Origin of the sequence: Providencia sp. PROV080, from assembly GCF_033688105.1 — a bacterium.
In the GTDB taxonomy this organism is placed as follows: Bacteria; Pseudomonadota; Gammaproteobacteria; order Enterobacterales; family Enterobacteriaceae; genus Providencia; species Providencia zhejiangensis.
On the sequence record NZ_CP096346.1, the window covers coordinates 4,010,150 to 4,030,469 of the forward strand.

General features: G+C 42.4%; 16 protein-coding genes. 13 read left to right on the forward strand and 3 right to left on the reverse strand.

Annotated elements, in window-relative coordinates; genetic code table 11:
- Nucleotides 1-4: 4 nt before the first annotated feature.
- The 8 genes from M1F03_RS18175 (at nucleotide 5) to rraA (ending at nucleotide 7,955) form a co-directional block, all read left to right on the forward strand.
- Complete coding sequence (locus tag M1F03_RS18175) at nucleotides 5-595, forward strand: hypothetical protein (protein WP_251464788.1); 591 nt, start codon at nucleotides 5-7, stop codon at nucleotides 593-595.
- Between the two features lie 216 nt (nucleotides 596-811).
- Complete coding sequence (locus M1F03_RS18180) at nucleotides 812-1,474, forward strand: pentapeptide repeat-containing protein (RefSeq protein ID WP_249999503.1); 663 nt, start codon at nucleotides 812-814, stop codon at nucleotides 1,472-1,474.
- A 619-nt stretch (nucleotides 1,475-2,093) separates the two neighbouring features.
- Nucleotides 2,094-3,122 carry a DNA-binding transcriptional regulator CytR gene (cytR, locus tag M1F03_RS18185; RefSeq protein WP_196714160.1) on the forward strand — a complete coding sequence of 343 codons (1,029 nt, stop codon included), beginning with the start codon at nucleotides 2,094-2,096 and terminating at the stop codon, nucleotides 3,120-3,122.
- Between the two features lie 198 nt (nucleotides 3,123-3,320).
- The gene (gene ftsN, locus M1F03_RS18190) at nucleotides 3,321-4,139 is read left to right on the forward strand and encodes a cell division protein FtsN (RefSeq protein WP_163863346.1); all 819 of its coding nucleotides are present in this window, start codon (nucleotides 3,321-3,323) and stop codon (nucleotides 4,137-4,139) included.
- Nucleotides 4,140-4,293: 154 nt separating this feature from the next.
- The gene (gene hslV, locus M1F03_RS18195) at nucleotides 4,294-4,824 is read left to right on the forward strand and encodes an ATP-dependent protease subunit HslV (RefSeq protein ID WP_154622266.1); all 531 of its coding nucleotides are present in this window, start codon (nucleotides 4,294-4,296) and stop codon (nucleotides 4,822-4,824) included.
- An 11-nt stretch (nucleotides 4,825-4,835) separates the two neighbouring features.
- Nucleotides 4,836-6,170, forward strand: a complete 1,335-nt coding sequence (gene hslU / locus M1F03_RS18200; protein ID WP_154622267.1) for an HslU--HslV peptidase ATPase subunit — start codon at nucleotides 4,836-4,838, stop codon at nucleotides 6,168-6,170.
- A gap of 229 nt (nucleotides 6,171-6,399) precedes the next feature.
- Nucleotides 6,400-7,320, forward strand: coding sequence for a 1,4-dihydroxy-2-naphthoate polyprenyltransferase (locus M1F03_RS18205; protein ID WP_154622268.1), 921 nt, complete (start codon nucleotides 6,400-6,402; stop codon nucleotides 7,318-7,320).
- 110 nt (nucleotides 7,321-7,430) lie between these two features.
- A complete protein-coding gene (gene rraA, locus M1F03_RS18210) occupies nucleotides 7,431-7,955 on the forward strand; it encodes a ribonuclease E activity regulator RraA (RefSeq protein ID WP_154622269.1) in 525 nt (174 codons plus the stop codon).
- A gap of 517 nt (nucleotides 7,956-8,472) precedes the next feature.
- Here the strand turns inward: rraA and zapB are convergent.
- Nucleotides 8,473-8,712, reverse strand: a complete 240-nt coding sequence (zapB, locus tag M1F03_RS18215) for a cell division protein ZapB (RefSeq protein WP_154622270.1) — start codon at nucleotides 8,710-8,712, stop codon at nucleotides 8,473-8,475.
- Nucleotides 8,713-9,016: 304 nt separating this feature from the next.
- Here zapB and M1F03_RS18220 point away from each other — a divergent pair, with 304 nt between their 5' ends.
- The 3 genes from M1F03_RS18220 (at nucleotide 9,017) to M1F03_RS18230 (ending at nucleotide 16,661) form a co-directional block, all read left to right on the forward strand.
- Nucleotides 9,017-9,859, forward strand: a complete 843-nt coding sequence (locus M1F03_RS18220; protein ID WP_154622271.1) for an MIP/aquaporin family protein — start codon at nucleotides 9,017-9,019, stop codon at nucleotides 9,857-9,859.
- 24 nt (nucleotides 9,860-9,883) lie between these two features.
- A complete protein-coding gene (gene glpK, locus M1F03_RS18225; protein ID WP_154622272.1) occupies nucleotides 9,884-11,410 on the forward strand; it encodes a glycerol kinase GlpK in 1,527 nt (508 codons plus the stop codon).
- Nucleotides 11,411-11,609: 199 nt separating this feature from the next.
- Nucleotides 11,610-16,661, forward strand: coding sequence for a hypothetical protein (locus tag M1F03_RS18230; RefSeq protein ID WP_251464789.1), 5,052 nt, complete (start codon nucleotides 11,610-11,612; stop codon nucleotides 16,659-16,661).
- A 40-nt stretch (nucleotides 16,662-16,701) separates the two neighbouring features.
- Here M1F03_RS18230 and emrD read toward each other — a convergent pair whose 3' ends face one another.
- Nucleotides 16,702-17,886, reverse strand: coding sequence for a multidrug efflux MFS transporter EmrD (emrD, locus tag M1F03_RS18235; RefSeq protein ID WP_163863350.1), 1,185 nt, complete (start codon nucleotides 17,884-17,886; stop codon nucleotides 16,702-16,704).
- A gap of 390 nt (nucleotides 17,887-18,276) precedes the next feature.
- Between emrD and fpr the strand changes: the two genes are divergently transcribed.
- A complete protein-coding gene (gene fpr / locus M1F03_RS18240; protein ID WP_154623345.1) occupies nucleotides 18,277-19,023 on the forward strand; it encodes a ferredoxin--NADP(+) reductase in 747 nt (248 codons plus the stop codon).
- 36 nt (nucleotides 19,024-19,059) lie between these two features.
- On the opposite strand, the gene M1F03_RS18245 is transcribed toward fpr, so the two are convergent.
- Nucleotides 19,060-19,482 (reverse strand): DUF805 domain-containing protein, encoded by a 423-nt coding sequence (locus M1F03_RS18245; protein WP_154623344.1) that lies wholly within the window; start codon nucleotides 19,480-19,482, stop codon nucleotides 19,060-19,062.
- A 52-nt stretch (nucleotides 19,483-19,534) separates the two neighbouring features.
- Here M1F03_RS18245 and M1F03_RS18250 point away from each other — a divergent pair, with 52 nt between their 5' ends.
- Nucleotides 19,535-20,146 carry a DUF1454 family protein gene (locus tag M1F03_RS18250; RefSeq protein ID WP_154623343.1) on the forward strand — a complete coding sequence of 204 codons (612 nt, stop codon included), beginning with the start codon at nucleotides 19,535-19,537 and terminating at the stop codon, nucleotides 20,144-20,146.
- Nucleotides 20,147-20,320 lie beyond the last annotated feature (174 nt).

The following is a 20,320-nucleotide window of genomic DNA, read 5'->3' on the forward strand; positions in this document are numbered from 1 at the left end:
AATAATGAATTATTATAAGTTGGGTATAAATCCTGCAAGTAAAAAGTGGAAAGGTTATATGAACCTAAGCCCATTTTTTTTAGATGATAAAGGAAATGAATTAAATGATGTAAAACTATCAGCTATCCAAGAGAGATTTAATGGTGTTTTATATTTCGATATATTAAGTCAGGGTAAGATTCCCCCAGTTACCTCAACAGGCTCTAGATTCTTAGCATTTAATGACAGTATTTTTTGTACAGATGATTTTGACGTTAACGGCGTCCAGCCAATACCAATTATTAATAGAGATAGTCATTTAAAATATATATTGATGCATGTATTTAATTACATTGATTGTGTTGATTGGGAACATTCTAAAGTTGATCACTGGCCTGTGGGATATATTCCAGAAACATGGGAGTCAAAGCGTGGGCGTTTTTTTATTGAACCTGTTATTTATAAAAGTAAGATACCTAAAAACTTAGATGCCTTTCGTTTGTATGAATGGAATAGTGCGTTTAATATCGTGATATCTGAAAGTTTTAAAGAAAAATTATTATCGGTAAAATTTGATCATACTTTTCTTGATTTTAAACTATTATCTCTTAAATAAGAAACTGCCGAGGTATTAGACCCTGTAAATAATTTTGTGTATTTGCCTTTCATTAAAGGTGACCGTCTAGGCGGTCGCCAAAAGTAATAATAAAACGGAAAAGTAGCTGTATTTGATATAACTACTTCGGGGCAAGCATCTAAAATGAGTAAATATAATATTGACGATGTTACGGATTGGTTGATTAATATTCTTTATCAATAGAGGTTATTTTATATGAATAATAAATTAAAAAAAGAAATGGTAGAGAGATGGACTGATGAGCTGAACTTTAAGATAAACGCCATGTTTAAAAAGGAAGATTGGAGAGACAAAAATATTATTAATGCTCGTTGGAATATGGCTCCTTTTGGGTCCACCGATAATAATAAACTAGATTTTAGAGGATTTGTTTTTAGAGAGCCTATTCATTACCACTATATCTCAAATATTGATTTTTCTTATTCACGGGTAATAAGTGGTAATAAAGATAAGTACGGACCATCAAGAGGAGTAACTGGATTTATTAGTTCAATACTTGAAGATTGCAACTTTATTGGTTCACAGATGCCTGCTAACTTGGCTGAAAAATTTACAAAATGTAATTTCAGTGGAGCAAAATTTGAGTCATCAAAATTAAATGCTGATTTTTTTTCCTGTCAGTTTATTAACTCCGACATGAAAGATGTTTTAGCCAATGGTAAAAAATTTATCAAATGTGATTTCACTAATGCGAGTTTAAAAAAATGTAATTTTTACAACTGCTATTTTGAAGACTGTATATTTGATAATGCAATTATGTCTTCCTCAAATATCTCAGGTAGTACATTTGTTAAGACTAAACCTTCTGAGCTTCAGATCATGAGCTGCTCAGTGTCTGATAATTTAAAATTTTTATAAAATATTCTAAACATCATAGATGAGTTTTGATTATGTATTCGACATGTAGATTATTGTGTTTACTTGCGTAAAAACACTTACTTCCAGTAAGCAAAATTTATTGATTTTATAGATTTTCTAAAATACTCACGATGGGTTGAATGGCGTGTCAGAGGTTCTTACCAAGAATAAAGGTAATATCGTTTAGCAAGGCCAATAGGGTGTTTAGGGGAATTAACAACATCAGGCCCGCCCTACCGGTGAGTTTAACAGTAAGCAAAGCCTACCCGTTTGAAGTGCTGCTTATGTTATTGCAATGACCGTGAATCACACTCGACATGGCTCGACCGTTCCCAGCCTCTTTTGATATGCAAATAGCCGCACTTTTTTCCTGCGATCACCTGCAATCATACAAACTGACTCACCAGATATTATCCCTCCTTTTTATTCAGAAACTTTATGCTAACTATTTTCAATATTTGCGAACCAGCTCTAAAAAATGACGTGAGTCACAGTTTTTATGTAAACTAGGTAACAGATATTATTGTTAAACCAATTAGAATAACTCGTTACTTGAAGCGATGACGTCTTTGCGCCATTCAAAAAAAGCAATCGATTAACTAAACGTAAGGAAGGCGTTGTGGAACAAAAACAACAAAATGCTACTGCAACCATGAAAGATGTTGCTAAAGCAGCGGGCGTATCAACGGCGACTGTCTCTAGAACATTAATGACGCCTGAAAAGGTCTCATTACAAACTCGTCAAAAAGTCGAGCAAGCAGTGATGGACGTGGGCTATTATCCACACAGCCTAGCGAGAAGCTACAAACGTAACGAATCGAAAACGATCTTGGCGATAGTGCCTGATATTAGCGACCCTTTTTTTAGTGATGTTATTTGTGGACTTGAAAAAGTTGCCGCACAAGAAGGCTATTTTGTACTGATTGGTGACTGCAAACATCAGCAAAAGCAAGAAAACGCTTTTATTAATCTAATCATCACAAAGCAAATCGATGGGATGGTACTGTTAGGGTCGAACTTACCGTTTGATGTATCCGCAGAAGAACAAAAAAATTTACCGCCAATCGTTATGGCTAACGAATTCTCGCCTGAATTAAAATTACCGACTGTTCATATCGATAACCTAACATCAGCCTTTAATGCCACCCATTATTTACAAAAATTAGGTCATAAGCGCATTGCATGTATTGCAGGGCCTGAGCATATGCCTCACAGCCAATATCGTTTAGAAGGTTATAAAAAAGCGATGCTACGTACCGGCGAAAAATTACGGGAATATTATATTGTTCGAGGCGATTTTACCCATGAAAGTGGCGCTGAAGCAGTCAAAACTCTGCTATCGCTACCGGAACCTCCTACCGCTATTTTTTGTCATAGCGATATTATGGCAATCGGCGCCATGTGGCAGGCTAAAAAATTAGGTTTAACGCTACCTGACGATTTATCTATCGTCGGGTTTGATAATTTAGAACAAGCCAAGTATACACTGCCGGCATTAACAACCATTAACCATCCCCGAGATGAAATTGGTCGACATGCTATGTTATTGCTGCTTGAACAACTACAGGGTAATAGTGTCACTCCGGGTTCTCGCCTCCTAGATTCTGATTTAATCATCAGAGAGAGTGCAAAAGCGCCTAAAAGCTAGGCAAAGTCGTTCAGGTTAAGTAACATGTATGTCCTAACTTATTCAAGGTGCAGCTTAAGTGGTGATCCGAACAATAGTGAAATGCCTGCAACAATAGGCCATTATTGTCAATCAGCCTAACGAATCAACTACAGCTTGAGATATGCAAGTATAAAACTGAATAATCACAGACACTCAATAAACTAGTGAATTAACAGCGTGGCACAAAAAGATTATGTAGCTCGTGGGCGGTCACCAGCCCGCCGAAAAACCAGTAAAGGTAAATCAAAGAAAGCACAAGGACTGCCGATAACGACATTGGTCGTTGCCGTCGGCATTGTGGTTTTATTTGTTGGTGGCCTTTTCTATATCACTCAAAATAAAAAAGAGTCGCCGCAGAATGTGGGGGCTAATCCACCGTCAGCGCCGACCAATACTCTGCCGCCAAAACCCGAGGAGCGCTGGCGCTATATTAAAGAGCTGGAACGACGTGGTGTTGATACGCCAAATATTCAGCAACCAAACAGCCAGAATGGCAATATAATGCGTCCATCCGATCTGACACCTGAACAGCGTCAGCTCTTGGAGCAAATTGATTCAGATAGACGTGGTCCTGTAACCAATTTACAGGAGGTTCCTTATAACGGGCAGCCTGTACCGCGCTCACAAGTGATCATCAATGAGCCAACTCAGCCGGTGAGTCCACCCGTGCGGCACAAGCCTACAACGCCGCCTGAGACAAAAACAGAGACGCGTTCTACACAACCAGCGCAGTCGTCACCTGCACAATCTGAAAGTAAGCCAGCCAATAATTTACAAAATATGCTCGTACAATGTGGCTCTTTCCGTACTGCCGAGCAGGCTGAATCTGTCCGAGCCACTCTCGCATTCTCGGGAATCGAGAGCAGAATCACTGTTGGTGGTGGTTGGCATCGTATTGTGCTTGGCCCTTATTCTAAGGCAACAGCAGAAAAAATGCGCGATCGAGCAAGTAGCGTCGGTGTTTCTGGTTGTATTCTTCGTGCCTCTGGGGGTTGAAAAATATAATCCCCTCCCCCATGTACTGTTGTAACGTACTATCAAGAGCGGCTATTACAGCATTTTGTTTATTTCCAGTTACCGATTTAAGAAGGTCGGTAATTGGGAAAATTAATACGCCGCATTTTTTCGTCATAAAACCAGGGGCTAACTCATGACAACAATCGTAAGTGTTCGCCGTAATGGCCAGGTCGTAATTGGTGGAGATGGGCAGGCGACGATGGGTAATACCGTCATGAAAGGCAATGTCCGCAAAGTTCGTCGCTTATATAACGACAAAGTTATTGCCGGATTTGCCGGTGGCACTGCTGACGCATTCACTCTTTTTGAGTTGTTTGAGCGCAAGCTTGAGCTACATCAAGGCCATTTAACTAAAGCTGCTGTTGAGCTAGCGAAAGATTGGCGTACTGACCGCATGCTACGCAAACTCGAAGCGCTACTTGCTGTTGCTGATGAACATACCTCCCTCATTATTACAGGGAATGGTGATGTCGTTCAGCCAGAGAATGATTTAATTGCTATAGGTTCAGGTGGCTCATATGCACAAGCCGCTGCACGCGCATTACTTGAAAATACCGACTTAAGTGCTCGTGAAATTGCTGAAAAAGCACTGTCTATCGCCGGTGATATCTGTATCTATACCAACCACAATGTCAACTTTGAAGAAATTTCTTCAAAATCATAAGGATTGCCTGTATGTCCGAAATGACTCCACGCGAAATAGTTAGCGAACTTGATAACCATATTATTGGTCAAAATAAGGCAAAACGTTCTGTCGCAATCGCCCTGCGTAACCGTTGGCGTCGTATGCAACTGAATGAAACGTTGCGCCATGAAGTCACGCCAAAAAATATTTTAATGATTGGACCAACTGGTGTTGGTAAAACGGAAATTGCACGCCGTCTGGCAAAGCTTGCTAATGCCCCCTTCATCAAAGTTGAAGCAACAAAATTCACTGAAGTTGGCTATGTTGGTAAAGAAGTAGACTCTATCATCCGTGACCTCGCAGACTCTGCTGTCAAAATGGTACGTCAGCAATCTATCGAAAAAAATCGGTATCGTGCAGAAGAATTAGCCGAAGAGCGTATTCTCGATGTCTTGATTCCACCAGCAAAAAATAACTGGGGCCAATCAGAGCCTGTTGATGGGCACTCACCAGCGCGTCAATCTTTCCGTAAAAAACTACGTGAAGGCCAGTTAGACGATAAAGAAATTGAAATTGAAGTTGCTGCCGCGCCAATGGGCGTTGAAATCATGGCTCCTCCAGGTATGGAAGAGATGACTAATCAGCTGCAATCTATGTTTCAAAACCTTGCGGGCCAAAAACAAAAAGCACGTAAGATGACGATAAAAGAAGCTTTTAAACTTTTGGTTGAAGAAGAAGCAGCCAAGTTAGTCAACCCTGAAGAGTTGAAAGAGCAGGCTATCGAAGCGGTTGAGCAACACGGCATCGTATTTATCGATGAGTTCGATAAAATCTGTAAACGGGGTGGACAAAGCTCCGGCCCTGATGTTTCCCGTGAAGGTGTCCAGCGTGACTTACTGCCATTGATCGAAGGGTGTACTGTTTCAACTAAGCATGGCATGGTCAAAACAGATCATATTCTGTTTATCGCTTCTGGGGCATTCCAAGTCTCTAGCCCTTCTGACCTGATCCCTGAATTACAGGGTCGTTTGCCAATTCGAGTTGAACTACAGGCACTGACGACAGAAGACTTTGTACGTATTCTGACGGAGCCAAATGCCTCGCTGACTGAACAATACAAAGCCTTAATGGCAACAGAAGGTGTCACAATTGAGTTCACAGAAGATGGTATTCGCCGCATTGCAGAAGCCGCATGGCAAGTGAATGAGTCGACTGAAAATATTGGTGCTCGTCGCTTACATACTGTTTTAGAGCGTCTAATGGAGGATATCTCCTATGATGCGAGTGAACGTAACGGTCAAACCATTCACATTGACGCGGCATACGTCAGACAACACCTAGATGAATTAGTGGCTGATGAAGATCTGAGTAGATTTATTTTATAAGCTTATTAATTATCAGGTTTTCATGTATCCTTAATATGCATCTAATAAAGTACAACGGTGATTCATCGTTGTACTTTATAATATGAGATTAAGCAGCAAATATTCAGCTTCTCACAAAACCATGACCTATGCTGTCCATGAGGACGCTCTCATGAAACGAGAGTCATAAGGTATGTCATGTGAGGGCTTATTAATGATATTGAACATAACAAACCTGTGAAATTATTGAATGAGCTCATCTACTTCTATTAGCCGTAAGCAGGCCTGGCTAGAAAGTTTACGCCCTAAAACCCTGCCTCTAGGGGTGATTGCGATTATCACTGGCTCTGCGTTAACCTATTTAATGGGCACGTTTAAGTGGCCAGTTGCCCTTTTAGCACTCATTACAGCAGGTTTACTGCAAATATTGTCTAACCTTGCTAATGATTACGGCGATGCCGTGAAAGGCTCTGACACTGCCGAACGTATAGGCCCTTTGCGTGGCATGCAAAAAGGGGTCATCACCCAAGCAGATATGAAAAAAGCGCTCAAAATTAATATTATCGCTGCCTGTATTTCAGGGCTGCTGTTAATTATAGTCGCTTGTGAAAAACCAGAAGACGCTATCGGCTTCTTAGTGTTAGGGTTAGTTGCAATTGTTGCGGCAATCACCTATACCGTTGGTAAAAAACCTTATGGTTACCTAGGCTTAGGGGATATTTCTGTTCTTATTTTCTTCGGCTGGCTCAGTGTTATTGGCACATATTATTTGCAATCCAACAGCTTTAATATGATCACGTTCTTACCTGCAACGGCATGTGGATTACTTTCAGTTGCAGTGCTCAATATTAACAATATGCGCGATATCGAAAATGATATTAAAGCGGGCAAAAATACCCTCGCGGTACGTTTAGGCCCTCAAGGTGCGAGGATCTATCACGCAGCTATCATTATTATCGCGATTTTATGCCTAGCTTTCTTTAATTTACTGTATCTGCACGGTTGGGCCGGCTGGTTATTTTTACTGGCGGTGCCTATGTTGATGAATCATATTCGCCGTGTACTCAGTGATCCGACACCCGAAGGCATGCGTCCGATGCTAGAAAACATGGTGAAAGCAGCACTATTCACTAACGTTCTCTTTTCTATCGGTGTAGTATTGAGTAAATAATTGCTTATTTTTTGACTAGACTCCCCTATTTTTAAGAGGTGAATTTTGCCAATCACCTCTTAAAAGGGATATACTTTATCTCTCTTGCAGCAAAAAAAGACCTATACACTATGAAATATGATACTTCCGAACTCTGTGATATCTACCAAGAAAGCGTCAATGTGGTAGAGCCTCTATTTTCCAATTTTGGTGGGCGTACTTCATTTGGCGGTCAAATCATTACGGTTAAGTGCTTTGAAGACAATGGCCTACTGTATGATTTGCTGGAAGAAGATGGCCATGGTCGTATTCTCCTCGTCGATGGGGGCGGTTCTGTGCGTAAAGCACTCATTGATGCAGAGCTCGCTAGATTAGCGGTCGATAACCACTGGGAAGGCATTGTGATATACGGTGCTGTACGCCAAGTGGATGCATTGATGGAGCTCGATCTGGGTATTCAAGCCATTGCTGCAATACCGAGCGGTTGCCCAGATGAAGGGATTGGGGAAAGTGATATCCGCGTTAATTTTGGCGGCGTTACCTTCTTCTCTGGTGACTACCTTTATGCCGATAATACAGGCATTATTCTGTCAGAAGAGCCTCTTGCAACGCAGGATAGTGCAGGTTTTGAAGTCATTGACGATGAAGACCTCTAGGCCTTAAATAAACAAATTCCATTAAAAAAGAAGGGCCGATGATGATATCGGCCCTTCTTTTCGGTAGAACACGTTTTGCTGTATCTATATCACAAAGGGTAGCGGTGTTAATCTCACTCCCCCATCAAGCATGTCAGCTTTTAATACCAATATGTCACCTACAAGTATCAGTAACAGCTATAAATGATTAAAGCTATTACTCTCCCAAATACTCTACACCGTTCGTATTGTAACTGGGTCGCCATCACAAGCTATGACGGCAAACATACACGGCGTCATAACGTCTTGAATGTATAACGCTCTAACTAGCCTGTGTTGCCGTTAAACACCAAATTACTGTTATCTTGATGAATAAACATACCGCTCTAACGAATTGAAACTCGTTAACTGAATACCCTAAATTATTCGAGTTGCAGCTAGGCAGCGATTCGCAAGTGACCCCGATGAACATACACTAGATATGCTTCAGGCAACCGAAAGATGCCAGCACTGCTGCGGCGCGAAACATAACGGGTATTTAAACTTCTTCCATTTTGCCGAGCAACCCACGCAACTTTTCTTGCCAAGTCTGCTGCTCTTGTTTCAGTTGCTCATTTTCACGTACGAGTGACTCAGTACCTGATTTCGCGTTATCGAGTTCTTGAACGAGTGCACTATTTTTATCTTTCAGTTCATCGATTTCCATTTGCAACAATGTGATTGTATCAATCGCTTGTTGGACTTTTGCTTCTAATTTCTCAAATACTTCAAATGACATTCTTCTAACCTCCCATGTAAGCTTTATTATCGATTGTAAGTAGCATGATCCCCTGTGTCTAGTAGCTTGACTCTGATTCCCTTAATCACTTATTTTAAAACACTGGTCGGATCACATTGTAAAGGTCGATTACGTCACTATTTTTGGTCGTTCTTTTTCGTTTTGGTGATGTAACACACATATTTCAATTTCGATATTTCTCGTTTGCGCTCATTAACGATAAATTTACACTATAGGTTTTCACTTTGAAGATCTTAATCTGAAAAACATTACAATAATTTTAATTTTCGTAGGATAGAAAGATATGAGCCAAACGACCACAACTACACTTACAGGTCAGTGCATATCAGAATTTTTAGGTACTGCACTCATCGTATTCTTCGGATTAGGCTGCGTTGCTGCCGTCCGTATCGCGGGAGCACAACTCGGTCTCTGGGAAATCAGTATTATTTGGGGCTTTGGTGTTGCTCTCGCTGTATATCTAACAGCCGGTATTTCCGGAGCTCACCTTAACCCAGCTGTAACCATCGCATTATGGTTATTCGCGAGTTTCGAAAGACATAAAGTTGCCCCTTATATTGTTGCGCAAATGTTAGGCGGCTTTTTTGCTGCTGCCTTAGTTTACGCCATGTACTCCCCTGTATTCATTGACTACGACCAAGTTCATCACATTGTTCGCGGCACACAAGAAAGTCTCTTTACTGCGGGTGTTTTCTCCACTTACCCAGCACCACAGCTAAGCGAAATGCATGCCTTCTTTATTGAAGTCGTTATCGCCGCGATTCTACTTTGCCTAATCTTGGCACTCACTGACGATGGTAATGGTATTCCACGCGGTCCTTTAGCACCTCTTCTAATTGGTATATTAATCGCTGTTATTGGTGGTTCTTTCGGACCACTGACAGGATTTGCCTTAAACCCAGCTCGTGATTTTGGCCCTAAAGTTGTCGCCTATTTTGCTGGTTGGGGAGACATTGCGCTCACGGGTGGCCGTGAAATTCCTTATTTTCTTGTCCCATTAATTGCTCCTATTGTAGGTGCGTTAATTGGTGCATTTGGTTATCGCATGCTGATTACTCGTCATTTACCCGGTTTCATTCATACGAAAAAAGACGAGCAATCAAAAACAGCGAGTAAAAACGTTTAATCATCACCGGAACAGGTTTAAATTATGACAACAGAAACAAATATCGAGAAAAAATATATTGTCGCTCTTGATCAGGGAACAACCAGTTCGCGGGCCGTTGTACTCGATCACGACGCCAACATTATCAGTATTTCTCAACGTGAATTCACCCAAATCTACCCTAAGCCAGGCTGGGTAGAACATGACCCGATGGAAATCTGGGCATCACAAAGCTCAACACTGATTGAAGTCTTGGCGAAAGCAGATATTCGTACCGACGAAGTTGCGGGTATCGGGATCACCAACCAACGTGAAACAACCATTGTTTGGGAAAAAGCGACAGGTAAGCCAATTTATAATGCCATTGTTTGGCAGTGCCGCCGTACCGCTGATTTTTGTACGCATCTCAAACAAAATGATCGGGAACTAGAAGAGTATATTCGTCAAAACACTGGGCTGGTTGTTGACCCATACTTCTCCGGCACCAAGGTCAAATGGATTTTGGACCATGTGGAAGGGGCACGTGAACGTGCTGAAAAAGGAGAACTGCTGTTTGGCACAGTCGATACTTGGCTTGTCTGGAAAATGACGCAAGGGCGTGTTCACGTAACAGATTATACCAATGCTTCCCGTACCATGATGTTCAATATCCGCAATCTGGAATGGGATGATAAGATTTTAAAAGCCTTAAATATCCCACGAGCAATGCTACCCGAGGTTCGTCCATCATCTGAGGTGTATGGGCAAACTAACATCGGTGGTAAAGGTGGAACACGTATTCCTATTTCAGGTATGGCTGGTGACCAACAAGCAGCACTCTATGGCCAATTATGCGTGAAACAGGGTATGGCAAAAAATACCTATGGCACCGGTTGTTTCTTATTGATGAATACGGGTGAAACTGCGGTTCGTTCAAATCATGGCCTACTTACCACAATCGCTTGTGGTCCAAGAGGTGAAGTCAATTATGCACTGGAAGGGGCTGTTTTCGTCGGTGGCGCATCCATTCAATGGCTACGAGATGAGTTGAAGCTGATCGATGAATCGACTGACTCCGAGTATTTCGCCACCAAAGTCAAAGACAGTAACGGTGTCTACGTTGTACCTGCTTTTACTGGCTTAGGGGCACCATACTGGGATCCGTATGCTCGTGGGGCTATTTTTGGCTTAACACGTGGTGCAAACCGTAATCATATTATTCGTGCCACACTGGAGTCCATCGCTTACCAAACTCGTGATGTGTTGGATGCAATGCAAGCGGATGCTGAAACACGCCTTGCAGCGCTACGTGTTGATGGCGGTGCGGTCGCAAACAACTTCTTAATGCAATTCCAAGCGGATATTTTAGGGACTTCTGTTGAGCGTCCTCAAGTGCGTGAGAGCACCGCTTTAGGTGCCGCGTACCTAGCCGGCTTAGCCGTTGGTTTTTGGAATAGCCTTGATGAACTGCAATCAAAAGCAAGCATCGAACGCGTCTTCAAACCGGGGATTGAAACAACAGAACGTAATTATAAATATGAAGGATGGAAGAAAGCGGTTGCAAGAGCGCAAGAGTGGGAAGATCGCGCCTAGTTTTCACGCCACGTTTCACTAACCCATACAAAAAGGCAACACTTCGGTGTTGCCTTTTTTATATGACCGCGCCATCGATTAATTAAATAATTAGCTTATTAGTATATTAATAATAAATTAGACGCCACATTTTAATAACTTAAAATATCCAATTGATTTATAGGGAATAAAAGCCACTGTTCAACAACGGAGATAGGTTATGGATAACCAAAAAGAGGCCGTATCTTTACCAAAAGAAGAAAAAAATGAATCTGGTTTGTTAGCGTTTGTTTATGATATGGCAGATCCAAATCTCCCTGTTATGACACAATCTGTTGCCATTTCGGATTTAAGAAATAACACGACGCCTTTAACGGCAAGGCCCTCTCAAAGCCAGTGGGTTTATGAGGGAGTACTCAATGTGCCACGGGATGGAAAATATCTCTTCATGGTTGATCAGCATAACACACCGTTATCGCTTGAAATCAATCAGCAAAAAATCGACTTAAGCCAACAACAAATCGCTGATGGTATCACCGTCGACCATCTCAAATCAGGGGAACAATACCCCATCCGATTTACCGCCATTACAGATGGCTTAGTGCCACAATTTCGCTTTTATTGGGATGCTGGAAATGGGTTTGAAGTGGTGCCCGACCATGTACTTCACCACCCTCAGCATAGAGAAGCCTCTAATATAAACACAACGCCCCTCGATCATCCGCAAAATGAAGCCATCAATACCATTATTGTGCATGAAGTTGAGCAAAAAAAACTACAGCTAGGCTATTACAAGAATCGTGGTCGTGTTGCGGTAATACGCGATGATTCAGCACTACTCGCTGCATTATCTCACCAAGGTCCAACCGATTCCAAGATGGGCAATACGGCCTTTCAATTGATCAGTTGGTTAGCAGGAAAACCACGAATTGCTCATGAAAGCCGCAAAACTTACCTATTAAGTGCGCTCGATACCGAACAATTTTCTGGGTTTGATTTTCACACCAAACACAATCTATTTGTTGATAGCTTTAACTCGCCACACCATTGGCAAGATAACGACCATCGAGCCGCAGAGCAACTTGCAGATGCTCTACTCCCCAGTGGTGAATGGCATCGCCATTATGACATCGTCGTATTACCAGCAAATGCGAATCAACAACAAGTGGCGTTAATTCGCCATTGGATGGAGCTGACTGGCGGCAGTGTTTTTATTTTACACAGCCCAACTCATCATGTTCCCAGCCTAGCCATTCAACAATTAATCAGTGACATTCATCCACAACAAAACCATGAAGAACATGTCACCATTCCAGCGGTCACCCTTAAGAGAAAGGGATTACAAGTGACCGTAAGTGACTGGGATCCACTGACTAACGAAACAACGCGAGTTGCAGAATATATGCTCTCTGCAAACTCAAATGATCCCCTACCTGCTCGTAGCCGACCAACTCAATGGCTATTTAGTGGTGTAGTCACGGCACCTGAAGATGGTGACTTATGGTTAACCAGCAGAGGTTCAGAGCCCTTCTCTTATCAAATAAACTCAGTCAGCCACATTCAGGACCCTGAAAGCAATCAAGTTCATAATATAAAATCAGGTGAAAGCTACCCTATTCAAGCCACAATAATGACACAGGGGGAAGTGCCTCACTTCGCACTTTATTGGCAATTAGCTTGTCATGGTGAAGACTATAAACCGGTTCCTGATGACGCCTTAGAGTATGACATCGCTGACGTTCAAGTGAGTTCAGACCCTATTCCGACAATAACCGAACCTTCATTAAGGCAATCTCATTATCAGCAAACCATTCAGTTGCCTTCAACATCAATAAATACGCTGAATTTAACGGAAGAAATGCTTGCTCAAACTGAGTACTTTTCACTCACGCTACACACGCCTGAAGCCACGACGCCCTTTATCTTAGAAGATATCCCTCTGTCATCTCACCCTTCATGGCAATCATTAGTACAAGAAATAGAACAACACATTAATCAGCGGATCACCGATCACGTGGACACAAGGGTATCCGTCAGATATCAAAATAATCATATTATTATTCAAGGTGATGATGTTTATTTTACTCAGTTTCAACTGAAACAAAATCGACCAACCGCCCATATATCCATCAATCCCACACACATAGCATCGACAGAGGATGAAAATGGCACGACACACACCTTCAAACTGTATGCGAATAGCCTGAAAGAATTAACACATCTTTCTTTATCACTGGCAGGCGAAACGGACAAGCGTGTACATTTGCTAAAGAATGAATTTAAATCGCCTGACTTACCGATCACATCATCCGAGCAATTTGTTGCACAATTACAGCATTATCTACGGTCCCAAGCGCAGACCCAATCGCTGCATGTAAGCTATGATGAAAATCAGCAGGTGCTATCTCTCTTCGACCCATTAAAGCGTTCCCTTGAAAACTTCAATTTGGGTTTGCAACATCAGACATTGCCTTTTGTTATCGCTGAAAATCATAGAGAAGAAGCCGCCTCTTTGATCATCGGAGCAATAACGGGAAAATTGCCTACTCACCCAGATGTTATTGAATACCGTTTACTTGAGGAGCCAACATTTGGCAAGGTCAGACTCAACCATCAAACAGGTGAGTGGCTCTATCAGGCAAATAGCGATAGTCCTTTTTCAGGGAGCGATCAATTTGACTTTATGGCCATTTTGAAAAATGGCCAATATTCCGCCCCCATGTCGATTCAACTACAATCAGACGATGCCCCTGTGACAAACTACCCGGGGAAAAGAGTCTTTACACTACCTGATCCGATCTACCATGAGCCTGCTGTACGTGGCAATCACGTACCGGTAGATATGCAAGTTCACACCATCCAGCTCGCACAGACCCATTTACAAAGCCCCGATACCCCCTATTTCGTACTCACGGCCAATCGTTGGGCATTATTAAAAGTTGATATCACAAGCCCATCCTCCGCGAATGCGCCAGACATTACCGCAGTCGTGATGGATAAAGATGACCAAGAAATTGGGCGAATTCGTTTAACTGGACCAGAAAATTTACCTCAGCAATTACCTGTTATTCCAAATACGCCAACCATAAAAAGCCATGAGCTGCATCAGCAGAGTTATACGGCTCCGCTTCAAGGTCAATGGATACAACCGGGTATGAAATTGCAATTATTGGTAGGTGATACCCCGGTGGTGATGCCGTACACCGATCACCACGGTATCTTTACTCCCCAAATTAGCACAAGCAATGACATGGTTTCGCGTGTCACGAACCATAGCCTTTATCGTCATGGACAAGGTGTTTATGCCTATTCCCCCCTGAGCTGGGGGATGGAAGCCGCAGCCAAGCTGCCCACTAACGCATTTACCTTATATAGTTACCCAGCTTTGTCGCAGTTTTTACCTCTCGAGCCACAAATCACACATCGCGCAGCACTTTTTATGCCGACCTATGATAGGTTAAGCGGCCTTTATCCTCATCACAGCGAACAAATTTCTTGGGGTTCCCATCGCAGCATCGAAACCAGTAGAACAAATGGACTTGATAGTGACTTTAATTACTATTCACTGACTCCGACAGGCGTGAGTAGTCTACTTGGCTTAGCATGGAAAAACCAAGGTAGTGGTGTCGCTTATGCCAATGTCATGTGGCACGAAGTGTATGGACATGGATTTGGTCTGCACCATACTACGGAGCCTAGCACGGCTTACCCATTTGATAAGAAACACAACGGCTTCAACATCGCATTTGACCAACAGGCACAGTCATATATGACTTACAAGTACATCAATGCGTATACAGGCCAAGTGGCTGAAGTGCTGCCTATGTTATATCCTTACCTAAGTGATGCAGGCCATGATATTTTTAATGCATTCACTTCCCACTCCGATTATTTTACTCAGCGTATACAACAATTTCTGAGACAAAAATTACGCTGGCAGCCAAACGCTCTAGAAGGTGAAGATATTGAAGATCATGGTTTCGCTGGTGACGGTTATTATCAGCGTTGGTCAGATAATAGTCATCAATGGGAGACACTCACGGAGGATAATTTCGCGCAGTTTTACCCAACGAGTTCTCCCTATGAATTAGCCCATCAACGAGATGTCCCTGTCTATTGGATCAATGCTTCAATCTTAACCATGCCAAATGGTCAGCTTCACCCCTATAGCACGCTCAAGCCAATACGAACACGTGGTCACCTACCAGCGCCATACCATAATTTAATCACAGCAACAGGTCGGCCTTACAATGACGACATGCACTATGCACTTAAAGTGACCTACGCGACTCAATATGGTCTATTGACCGAACATCTACAAGCGGTCACGGACTTAACAACAATCAACCTCAATCTTCCTGACAAAGGGGAACTCGTCAAACTTGAATTAGCCAAAATCAATACCGATAAACAACTCGATAAGCCCATTTATACCTACAACAACCCCAATGCTTTGGCAAACCGCCTATTTAGCCAGTGGGATAGCAAATCCCCGACTCCTCAGCTGACGCTCGATGACTATTGGCAAGGCAGTAAACTATTTTGGTCAGCAACAGACACCGCGTTGATTGATATGTCCACTGGAAAAATCGACAAACAGAAAATAACTCAAGACAGTGTGTTATGTGCTATTTGGGTGAAAGATGGGCAGCGGCAAAAACAATATTTTTCATTACGTGATCCGTGGGGAGAACATGCCTTACCTCATGGTGTACACACATTTTCACCCATCAATCACTTAGAGCAGGTTATCGATAAATATGTAACGCCAATAGCTTATGATGTTGAATCAGAGAGTTTACTGCTGTCTGATGCCTATATTAATCAAACCGTGGATATCTCAGCGATGCAACTGCCAGAAGGACAATACACTTATTGGCTAACCTTACTGCTGGATGATGGCTCAGGGCAAATTCAAGAGCAAGTTCCCCAAGAGCAATGGATGATATCACGACAGGGAGAGCGATTATCGATTATCGGCAATATCGACAGTACACCCAAATTAACTATCACAGGGCTTAAGGTTTATATCGATAGGCACTTACAAGACGATATTCATCCTAATACATTAATATTAAACCAAAATACATCCATACCGCTCAGTGAGAATACTCAGTGGCTAGATTACAATCGGCCCGTTGTTTTTAATCAGCGAGATCAACACATTGATTTGATTGCTGCGATGGATAACACACCGCTGCATATGCGTGTAGAAAACGACACACGGTGGTCAGCTAGCACCAAGAATTTTTCTGCGCCTTTAACTCTCTAAGCTAGAGCAGGCGGTATTGCGTACCGCCTGCAACTGAGGATTATACCGTATGTTCAGTCCTATCCATGCGATGTGCTAATGGCAGCCAACACAATAAAACAAGTACTGACATCAAGAACATTAATAACCCTAAACTAAACTGCCCATTTTGGGGTAATAACGCGGACACCCAAGTTGCTATGCCGGATCCCACATTTTGCATACCGCCGACTAATGCGCCCGCCGCCCCCGCTAAATAGGGAAAAGGTTCCATGGCCCCCGTTGTAGCAAGCGGGAATAACATACCCGCACCAAAGAAAAAGACAGAAGCCGGTACCAGTAAAGTCCAGATATTCATTGTGCCAAACCAACCAGGGATCCACATCATTAAGCCAGCTATCAGACAGCAAATGACCGATTGCCACATTAACTGATAAAAACTTTTACCATCACGCCCTGCATACCAAGCCCCAAAGAACGCCGCTGGAATAGGAATAATGAATAAAATACTGACAGTAATACTGTTAAGACCCAGTACGCCGCCCATCAACACTCCGCTACTCGCCTCGAAAACAGCAATACCCGCTAATGCGCCAATCAACATGATTAAATAAGACACAAAAGAACCTGTTGATAATAATTGACGGTATGAAGTGAGCATTTTGTGTTTTTCTGGTGAAACAGGTCTTGTTTCAGGCAACCAGCGATACATGCTTAACAGTACAGTGGCGCCTAATACAAACAAGAAAATATAACACGCATGCCAGCCCCAGAAGTGGGCTAATAAGCCCCCAAACATCGGTGCCACTAAAGGACTCACTAATACACCCATATTTAATAAGCTATTCGCATAGCGTAATGAAGTGCCTTTATAAAGATCGCGTGGCATGGTACGAACCATAACACCGGCGACGCCAGTTCCCAGACCTTGCAAACCACTCGCGAGCACTAAAATATCCAGTGTAGGCGCAAAAATAGCCAGTAACGTTGAGAGTAAAAAGATCACCATTCCCACTAAAATCACGGGACGGCGACCAATTCGGTCTGACAACGGCCCATAGATCAGCTGAGAAAAGCCATAAGTAAAGAGATAGGCCGCCATGACGCGTTGCACAGAGCCGGACGGTTGTCCAAAATACACGGCAATATCCGCAATGACAGGTACATAAACCGTCTGCGTCATCTGCCCCACTGCCGCTAAAGCAATCAGCAAGATCAGTAAATTAAAATTTTCCAGTTTTCTCATTTTCTTCTCAAACTAATTTTATCATCCTGAGCGCACAGCCTAGCTGTGTCATTAGACACAAATAACATAAAAGCTTTATTTCAGGGGAACACCCCAGAGTGTTATCGATTGTTTTATTTGATAAAGCAGCCGTTATCCCATCGTTAGCTGCTGCGCGACTAAGATAACAAATTGAATTTTTTTTTCGAGATAGGATAGCATTTTAATTAGCATGCCAACGTCAGCAAAATTCGCCACATATGGCAATAAAACTGTACATTAAATTTAGCAGTGCACCATTTAAAAGAATAATTCACTGGAACACTTTATCGATAAGCGCAAATAGTAAACTGATTTAGTATGAAACTCTGATAAGTCGCAAAGCTGAAAAAAATTCAGAGGTGAAAATTTATGGCCAATTGGGTTAACGGAACTGTTATTGAAGCAAAATTTTGGACCGAGTCACTCTTTAGCTTAGTCATCAATGCCCCCATTAAACCTTTTATCGCTGGTCAATTTGCAAAACTTGCCTTGGAAATCGAGGGAGAACGTGTACAACGCGCCTACTCTTACGTCAATGCTCCCAGCGATGATCGACTTGAATTCTACTTTGTCGTCGTCCCTAACGGGAAATTAAGCCCTAAACTTGCCCAATTGCGTGTAGGAGATACACTGCAAGTCACTGATGAGGCGTCTGGTTTCTTTATTTTGGATGAGATCCCTGACTGCCAGCATCTTTGGATGCTCTCAACGGGCACGGCAATAGGCCCTTTTCTCTCTATCTTACAAGAAGGTAAGGATCTTGAGCGTTTTGAAAAAATTATCCTTTTACATGCCGTCCGCTATCAAAAAGACCTAAGTTATCTTCCTTTAATGAAACAGCTAGCCGAGCGCTACCCAGAAAAGCTCCATTTGGTGACCGTTGTCAGCCGTGAGCAGTGTGAAGGCGCTTTATATGGGCGAGTGCCTGCATTAATTGAAAACCAGATGCTCGAAAACGTTACAGGAGTTTCCCTTGATGCTGCTAGCAGCCACGTAATGCTATGTGGTAACCCTGAAATGGTTAAAGACACACGAGAGGTACTGATAAAAACCCGTGATATGCGCAAACATTTACGCCGTAAACCGGGTCATATCAGCAGTGAGCAATATTGGTAGTCATCCTAAGATCCCCTTAATGCGTGATATAGGGGATCAAGAAAGATAATCAACAGGTTGTGTTTTTTTGCCGTATTGATTTTCAGAATCCATCCCGACAAAAACACCACAGTCTAATAACATAATCATGGCAATTAAAAGAGGTAAAAAACGCCCAATTCCCCATTGCCAAACAGGTGCTAATTGGCTGACATCCATGGAAAACAAGGCAAATGCAAGAATAATTAATGCAAACCAGCCGCCGGGTTTTCCTCTATCATGTAGACGTTTGGTAAAAATTGCCGCTAACGGGTATAGCAACAATACAAACAACACGATCACTACGATTTCAGGTAAGCGCAATGCATTTTGCAAAAGCACAATAACCGTCATTAAAATAAAGCATAAGGCGATACCCGCCCAAAAAGGTCGACGACCTATTCGCCCTTTGAAGGAGAAGGCCCATTGTTGTAATGTCATTACACCAGATCCTGATACACTATTAAAAACCCTAAAATGAGTGGCAAAACAAATGAAACAACCCGCACTCCGTTCAATCCCTATCATCATAACCGTTTTTCTACTTGGTTTGCCACAACTGACATTTGCACAAAAAGTACCGACACTGCCTAACACGGACTTTGAAGTGGCTTACTTAGCCCCTGATGCGCCCTCATTCGACCTCACTATCCCTCAGTTACGTAACCAGTTTAATCAAACCAATCCGACGTTACCGCTACATGAATACAAGGTGATAGCGAGCCAAGATATTTCGGCTCCCTATATTCGCGCCGCTTCTCGAATTAATGCTCACCTATATTCATCCGCTGTTCTTGAGCGTGGAAGCGAAAAGATTAAAAGTTTACAAGTCACTTTACTGCCAGAAGAGCGTCAAGATACTCAAGCGAATAGGCAATTAGCAGAACGCTATATTATGGCGATTATCCATCAATTTGACCCAAACATTTCTGTCGATAAAGCGCCTGAATTAACCCTCGCATTAAATAAATTTATGGCGAATAAAGATGCCGTCCATGCCGAAGAGGTTCGTTTAGGCGGTCTACGCTACATTTTAGTAAAAAGTGAAAATAATGTGCTTACTTTTGCTGTTGAACCGATTAAGCTAGAAACAGAAGCGCCTTAAATAGATAAGGATCACAGCAATCGTCAGCAGCGTGATAAAAAGCAAAGCTATTGTTATGTATTCTCTTTATACTTAACACCTCAATTTTAGGCACAGTGACAGAAACATTTTTCTCGTTGCACAAAATGTAACAGCGCGGCGAGTCACTTATTGATAAATCAAACTCTCTGGTTG

Coding starts and splice junctions, on each gene's coding strand:
- M1F03_RS18175 (WP_251464788.1), top strand. CDS start 5: ATGAATTATTATAAGTTGGGTATAAATCCTGCAAGTAAAAAGTGGAAA.
- M1F03_RS18180 (WP_249999503.1), top strand. CDS start 812: ATGAATAATAAATTAAAAAAAGAAATGGTAGAGAGATGGACTGATGAG.
- hslV (WP_154622266.1), top strand. CDS start 4,294: ATGACAACAATCGTAAGTGTTCGCCGTAATGGCCAGGTCGTAATTGGT.
- hslU (WP_154622267.1), top strand. CDS start 4,836: ATGTCCGAAATGACTCCACGCGAAATAGTTAGCGAACTTGATAACCAT.
- M1F03_RS18205 (WP_154622268.1), top strand. CDS start 6,400: ATGAGCTCATCTACTTCTATTAGCCGTAAGCAGGCCTGGCTAGAAAGT.
- rraA (WP_154622269.1), top strand. CDS start 7,431: ATGAAATATGATACTTCCGAACTCTGTGATATCTACCAAGAAAGCGTC.
- zapB (WP_154622270.1), bottom strand. CDS start 8,712: ATGTCATTTGAAGTATTTGAGAAATTAGAAGCAAAAGTCCAACAAGCG.
- M1F03_RS18220 (WP_154622271.1), top strand. CDS start 9,017: ATGAGCCAAACGACCACAACTACACTTACAGGTCAGTGCATATCAGAA.
- glpK (WP_154622272.1), top strand. CDS start 9,884: ATGACAACAGAAACAAATATCGAGAAAAAATATATTGTCGCTCTTGAT.
- M1F03_RS18230 (WP_251464789.1), top strand. CDS start 11,610: ATGGATAACCAAAAAGAGGCCGTATCTTTACCAAAAGAAGAAAAAAAT.
- emrD (WP_163863350.1), bottom strand. CDS start 17,886: ATGAGAAAACTGGAAAATTTTAATTTACTGATCTTGCTGATTGCTTTA.
- fpr (WP_154623345.1), top strand. CDS start 18,277: ATGGCCAATTGGGTTAACGGAACTGTTATTGAAGCAAAATTTTGGACC.
- M1F03_RS18245 (WP_154623344.1), bottom strand. CDS start 19,482: ATGACATTACAACAATGGGCCTTCTCCTTCAAAGGGCGAATAGGTCGT.
- M1F03_RS18250 (WP_154623343.1), top strand. CDS start 19,535: ATGAAACAACCCGCACTCCGTTCAATCCCTATCATCATAACCGTTTTT.